The 5,072-nt window shown below is 70.1% G+C and carries 8 protein-coding genes; 1 reads left to right on the top strand and 7 read right to left on the bottom strand.

All coding sequences use genetic code 11. The features are described from left to right. The 6 genes from gspL to gspG form a co-directional block, all read right to left on the bottom strand. A partial coding sequence (gene gspL, locus ACNQQL_RS35550; protein WP_347069425.1) for a type II secretion system protein GspL occupies positions 1-605 on the bottom strand: 605 nt, incomplete at its 3' end. Between the two features lie 26 nt (positions 606-631). Continuing rightward, positions 632-1,759 (bottom strand): type II secretion system minor pseudopilin GspK, encoded by a 1,128-nt coding sequence (gene gspK, locus ACNQQL_RS35545; protein ID WP_072442713.1) that lies wholly within the window; start codon positions 1,757-1,759, stop codon positions 632-634. 2 nt (positions 1,760-1,761) lie between these two features. Beyond that, positions 1,762-2,451, bottom strand: a complete 690-nt coding sequence (locus tag ACNQQL_RS35540) for a PulJ/GspJ family protein (protein ID WP_083534217.1) — start codon at positions 2,449-2,451, stop codon at positions 1,762-1,764. Then, on the bottom strand, positions 2,429-2,830 hold the full coding sequence (gene gspI / locus ACNQQL_RS35535) for a type II secretion system minor pseudopilin GspI (protein WP_347069427.1): 402 nt from the start codon (positions 2,828-2,830) through the stop codon (positions 2,429-2,431). Before gspI ends, ACNQQL_RS35540 begins: the two co-directional genes overlap by 23 nt. A gap of 2 nt (positions 2,831-2,832) precedes the next feature. After that, complete coding sequence (locus ACNQQL_RS35530; protein ID WP_347069422.1) at positions 2,833-3,402, bottom strand: GspH/FimT family pseudopilin; 570 nt, start codon at positions 3,400-3,402, stop codon at positions 2,833-2,835. Between the two features lie 39 nt (positions 3,403-3,441). After that, a complete protein-coding gene (gene gspG, locus ACNQQL_RS35525) occupies positions 3,442-3,894 on the bottom strand; it encodes a type II secretion system major pseudopilin GspG (protein ID WP_006751354.1) in 453 nt (150 codons plus the stop codon). Between the two features lie 175 nt (positions 3,895-4,069). Here gspG and ACNQQL_RS35520 point away from each other — a divergent pair, with 175 nt between their 5' ends. Continuing rightward, complete coding sequence (locus ACNQQL_RS35520; protein WP_072442614.1) at positions 4,070-4,480, top strand: type II secretion system protein N; 411 nt, start codon at positions 4,070-4,072, stop codon at positions 4,478-4,480. 31 nt (positions 4,481-4,511) lie between these two features. Here the strand turns inward: ACNQQL_RS35520 and ACNQQL_RS35515 are convergent. Then, the coding region (locus tag ACNQQL_RS35515) for a type II secretion system F family protein (RefSeq protein WP_347069419.1) at positions 4,512-5,072 on the bottom strand (561 nt) is incomplete at its 5' end.

Genomic DNA, 5,072 nt, shown 5'->3' with positions numbered 1-5,072 from the left:
GCTTCGACGAGCGCCGGTTCGACCGCCGTCGCGAGCCCGAGCACGGCGGCGACCGTCGCCGGGCGGGCGGGCGGCTCGATGGCGTCCGCGACAAGCGCGGCATCGGCCGCGACGGCCGCTTCACCGTCGACCGGCGCGGCGGAAGCCGTTTCGGCCGACGTGCGCGGCGCCGGCAGGCAGCGGGTCGCGGGCACCGCGCTCAGGTGCCGGTGGCCGGCTGCCGCGAACGCGTCGCAGATCGCGCGGAACCACGCGCGATCGACCACGGCCAGCACGCGGCGCCCGTCGGGCAGCGCGGCCGGATCGAGCGCGATGTGGCAGCCGAGCGGATCCTGGATCAGCTGATCCTCGACGATGTTGGGCAGCGCCTGGCGCAGCTTCGGCCCCTTGAGCGGCGGCACTTTCGCGGCCAGCAGCAGCACGTCGCGCGCGGCGACGATCAGCACCGTCGCATTCGCGCGCGGCAGCAGCGCGAGCGCGGCGCGGCCCGCGCGCTGCACCTGGCCGGCCTTGTCGACGAGCGTGAACGGCAGCTCGGGCCACTGCCATTCCTGCAACGGCACGGCAGGCTCGCGCGGCGGCAAAGAAACAATCAACGTGCTCACAAGAGCTCCTCTCCCGAATGGCGTCGTTATAGCTGGTCGCGGATACGCACGACCCGCGTCGAGTGCGTGGTCGGATCACGATACACGAGCGACGTGCGGTCGACCTCCGCACGTTCGTGCTGGATCCGGCCATGCACGATGAAATAGCTCGAATTGACGTCGACGAGGCTCGAGTCGAGCGTCACGTTCGGCGCGCCGGCGCCGCGCAGCGCGAGCTGCACGTCGCCGACGTTGCGGAAAAACACGGTCTCGCGGCGCGACACCAGCGCCTGCGCGGACGACACGCTCATCCCCGGCATGAGCGCCGCGATCACCTCGGCCGGCGCGGTGTTCATGTTCACGGGCGTCGTGGTCGGCAGCACGGTGACGAACGGGCGCAGCCGCGCGACCATCTCGGGCGTCACGCCGTCGACGTCGAGCAGGCTGTCGACGCTCGTCATCATCAGCGGCGCGGGCCCGCGGTCGCCGCCGGACATGCCGGGATCGTCGGTGAAGCCGCCGGTCTGCTGGTCGCTGGTTACCGGCGCAGTGGCCGGCGCCGTGCCGCCGCCGCCGGGCAGCGTCGGCATCTGGAAGCGTGTCGCCGAATGCAGCAGGCCCGCGCGCACCTGCAACGCGATGCGTTTCGCGAACGCGCCGTCGTAGCCGAGCGTCGTCAGCAGGCGCTGGAACGCCTGCAGCTGCGTGACGTTCAACTGCAGCACGCCGGGCGCCGGCGACGACACGAGGTTGCGCAGGTTGAACTTCGCCTGCGCGTCCTCGATCGAGCCGGAGAGATAGGTGTCTTCGCCGCCGTTGTCGTTGGGCGCGCCGATCCGGCCGAGGAAGTCCGACAGCTTCGTCTTCGCGATCGGCACGCCCCAGATCCCGCCGAGATACGTGATGCCGGGCGCCGTATCGCCTTCGGAGCGCAGGATCATCCGCGTCCAGTCGAGCGCGCCGCGCGCGACCCACTGCGCCTGCGCGATCACGCGCTGGTTCTCGATGCGGCGGATCTGCACCTGCTGGCGCCACAGCATCCCCGAGACGAGGATCGCCGACAGCGCGACGACGAGCAGCGCGGTGATGATCGCGGCGCCGCGCTGGCGGCCGCGTGCATGCGCGCGCGCGGCGGCGCGGTTGATGGTGAGCGGACGGTGAGAGCGCGCGCGCATCGTCATTCCCCGACAAGGAACACGCGCGTGACCGGCACGCGCAGCGACGTCGCACCGATGCTGACCTGCAGCCCCGTCACCGCGCGCGGCGGCGGCGCGTTGCCGATCTGCGGCACCTTGAGCGCATCGTTGTTCTGCGCGAGCGCGTCGTCGGCCGTCTGCAGGTTGGTGGTCCAGCCCACGCGCGGCACGTACAGCTTCGCGTCGATCGCGCCGACGCCGCCCATCAGCGCGACCCAGCTCCAGCCTTCGACGCTGCTGTCCTTCAGCACGCCTTGCAGCCGGTTCGCATCGTCGAGCGGCGGCGACGCGTAGCGCACGACGCGCCCGCCGGCGATCCGGTAGCGGACCACCTGCAGCCGCGGCGCCGCGCCCGGCACGTCGAATTCGCGAACGATCTGCAGCGTATTGCCGGCGACACCGATCGCCGGCTGGCCGGCCTCGTCGTCGGTCGCGGCAAGCCGCGCGTCGATGCGCATCTGGTCGAACATCTGCGCGAAGACGCGCTCGTCTTCCATCGCGGACGCCACCTTGTCGCGGCCGCGCATGACCTGGTCGAGCCCGCGCCACGCGAGGATGGCGACCACCGCGAGGATCGCGATCGCGATCATCAGCTCGATCAGCGTGAAGCCCCGGGCGGAGCGCGCGTGCGGGCGTCGCATCGGCGCGTCAGAGCGGACGGCTGGTTTCATTCGCGACCACCGTCACCATCTGCGCGAGCACGCCGGCGCGCCCGGGCATGCTCACCGAAACCCGGACGCGCCGGAACACGGGGTTCGGCGTGGCGCTCACGCTCTGCGTGCAGACGAGCTGCACGTTGCCTTGCGAACAGTCGAAACTCTGGTCGCCAATCTGCGGCCACGCGTGCGTGAGCCGCAACTGCGCAAGCGCGTTGTCGGCGCTCCAGCCGGCCAGCAGCCGGCGGTGCAGTTCGGATGCATTGGTCGCCATCGTGCCGACCGCGCGGATCGACGCGGCGAGCGCGACCGCGATGATCGCGAGCGCGACCAGCACCTCGATCATCGTGAAGCCGCGCGACGAGGAAACGGGGAAGGGCAGGCGACGACGCATCGTCATTGCACCTCGTAGCGGCCGTTGCCGGTGCCGACGATCGTCGCGCTGCCAACGGCCGAATGCAGCGTCACGCGCACCGGCGTGTCGACGCTCTCGGTGCCGAACACGACGCGGTTCGCGCGCGTGTCGGAGCCCGGGTAGTCGATGTCGGCGCCCGTGACGCCGCCATCCCAGTCGCGCGGGCGCAGCAGGTCGTCCCGCAGCGTGCGCCAGCCGTCAGGCGAGCTCACGTCGAAACGGAAGCCATGCGCGGTCGGTTGCCACGCGATCGGGCGCGCGCGCACCTGTGCTTCATCGCCGGCGGTCTCGAACAGCAGCGCGATGCGCTGCGCTTCCTCGCGCAGGTCGGTGCGCGGATTGCGCGTCAGCGACAGCGACGCGAGCGACACGAGCAGCCCCGCGATCACGAGCACGACCAGCATTTCGAGCAGCGTGAAGCCGCGCGCGCGCGAGCGCCGCACGCCGTGCTTCATCGGCCCGCCATCGGCGCGCGCCGATACGGACGGCGCCGTGCCGCGATGCGCACGGCAATCGCGGCCGCGGCGGGAAGTCGTGCGAATGGCGAGCATGAAGAGCGGGAACGAAGCGTCGGGACGATCAGCGCCGGCTTATTGCCACGAACCGATGTCGGAGTCGTTGCTCTCGCCGCCTTCCTTGCCGTCGGCACCATAGCTGAACACGTCGATCTCGCCATGCACGCCCGGATTCAGGTACTTGTACCCGTTACCCCACGGATCGTTCGGCAGGCGCTCGAGATAGCCGCCGTCCTTCCAGTTGTTCGGGATCGGATCGGTGGACGGCTTCTGGATCAGCGCGTTCAGGCCCTGTTCCTGGGTCGGATAACGGCCGTTGTCGAGACGGTACAGCTTGAGCGCCTGCATGATCGTGCCGATGTCCTGCTTCGCGGCGATGCGGCGTGCCTCGTCCGGGCGGCTCATGATCTTCGGCACGATCAGCGCCGCCAGGATCCCGAGGATCGCGACCACCACCATGATCTCGATCAGCGTGAAACCGCGCTGACGACGCACGGCCGCGTTGCGGCGAGTGATCCACGTTTGCATGACTGACTACCTCTTTCCAAAAAATGTCGTCGATTGAGTGACGCACCCGGCGCACCGGACGATTACCTGACAGCAACCTTCCGGACCCGCGGGCGCGGAGCACGCATTGTAAGGCGCGCGTCGCCGAGGGCTTTCACCCAACGCAAATTTCATATACATCCGTACAATAGCGCGCATGAACGCGCTCTCGATCCGGATCCTTTCCCTAGCTCTCTTCGCGGGTTTGTGCGCGACGGCCACCTACTGGGTCGTCACGCTGTCGGCCCGCGAAGCGCCGCTGCCCGCCGCCGCCGCGCGGCCGCCGATCCGCACCGAGGACGCCGCGGCGCTCTTCGGCGGTCAGCTCGACAAGAATCCCGTGCAGGACATCCACCTGTTCGGCATCCTCGCGCTCCAGCGCGGCGCCGCCGCGATCATCGGCATCGGCGGCGAACCGCCGCGCGCCGTGTCGCTCGGTGCCGAGGTCGCGCCCGGCGCGAAGCTCGCCGAAGTCCGCCCCCGCTCGATCATCGTCGACCGCAACGGCGCCCGCGCCGAAATCCAGCTCCCGGCGAACACGCCGTCCCCCGCGATCTACATGCGCTGAACGGCGACGGCCTCACCAACTGGTCAGGCCGTCACTGCACCATGTTGTTCAGCTCGATGATCGGCAGCATCACGGCCAGCACGATCACGAGCACGATGCCGCCCATCGCCAGGATCAGCAGCGGCTCGAGCAGGCTCGTCAGGAACATCGTGCGGCGTTCTAGCTCGCGCGCTTCGCCTTCGGCGGCGCGATCCAGCATCGTCGTCACGTCGCCCGTCGCTTCGCCGGAACGGATCAGGTGCACGAGCACCGGCGGAAACGTCTTCACGTTGTTCAGCGCGCGCGACAGCGCGGAGCCTTCGCGCACGCGCACGATCGCGTCGTCGATGTTCGCGCGCATCGCGCGGTTCGACAGCGTCTCGCCGGCCGCCTGCAGCGCGCGCAGGATCGGCACGCCGGCCGCGGTGAGGATGCCGAGCGTGCTCGCGAAGCGCACCGTGTTGTAGCCGCGCACGAGCTTGCCCGCGAGCGGCGCGGTCAGCACCCAGCGGTCGAACGCGAGCCGCGGCCCGGCGCGCGACAGCGTCGCCTTCACGAACCACACGACGAGCGCGACCACGATCAGGATCGCCCACCACCAGTGCCGCACGAA

This window comes from Burkholderia sp. LFS061, assembly GCF_047978125.1.
Lineage (GTDB): Bacteria > Pseudomonadota > Gammaproteobacteria > Burkholderiales > Burkholderiaceae > Burkholderia > Burkholderia pyrrocinia_C.
This window is presented reverse-complemented; position numbering and strand designations above follow the sequence as displayed.

Bases quoted from the DNA above. Each gene is read 5' to 3' on its own strand.
- ACNQQL_RS35540 (WP_083534217.1), bottom strand. From the start codon at position 2,451: ATGAAACCAGCCGTCCGCTCTGACGCGCCGATGCGACGCCCGCACGCG.
- gspI (WP_347069427.1), bottom strand. From the start codon at position 2,830: ATGCGTCGTCGCCTGCCCTTCCCCGTTTCCTCGTCGCGCGGCTTCACG.
- gspG (WP_006751354.1), bottom strand. From the start codon at position 3,894: ATGCAAACGTGGATCACTCGCCGCAACGCGGCCGTGCGTCGTCAGCGC.
- gspK (WP_072442713.1), bottom strand. From the start codon at position 1,759: ATGCGCGCGCGCTCTCACCGTCCGCTCACCATCAACCGCGCCGCCGCG.
- ACNQQL_RS35520 (WP_072442614.1), top strand. From the start codon at position 4,070: ATGAACGCGCTCTCGATCCGGATCCTTTCCCTAGCTCTCTTCGCGGGT.
- ACNQQL_RS35530 (WP_347069422.1), bottom strand. From the start codon at position 3,402: ATGCTCGCCATTCGCACGACTTCCCGCCGCGGCCGCGATTGCCGTGCG.